Consider the following 354-nt stretch of genomic DNA (forward strand, 5'->3'; position numbering starts at 1 on the left):
AGTGTGGAAGGAACAAATTGGCCGTGTTGAAAATATGGAGTATGACGAAGAGCTAGATGAATGGATTTGCGCAAACGGAAAACGCCTGATTTTCCAGTATGAGAGTCAAAGAAAGTCCGACAACGGATACGATTCCGTGAAGCGCACGTACCGCTGTACCGATTGTATGAACTGTCCATTCCAAACAACCTGTGCCAAAGACAAAGATACAAAGACCGTTCAGGTCTCCGTGAAAAACCAACAACAACGAAAAGAAGTTCGTGAACGCATGGCAACGGAAGAAGGAAGCCAAAGATACAGGCAGCGAAAAATAGATGTAGAGCCAGTGTTTGGGCAGATTAAGCACAATCGAGC

At 45.2% G+C, this 354-nt stretch carries 1 protein-coding gene; it reads left to right on the plus strand.

Annotation, left to right across the window (positions count from 1 at the left end; translation table 11 throughout):
• The coding region (locus JJQ88_RS21060) for a transposase (RefSeq protein WP_210367982.1) at positions 1 to 354 on the plus strand (354 nt) is incomplete at both ends.

Source organism: Bacillus sp. REN3 (assembly GCF_017912555.1).
Taxonomy (GTDB): Bacteria; Bacillota; Bacilli; order Bacillales; family Cytobacillaceae; genus Mesobacillus.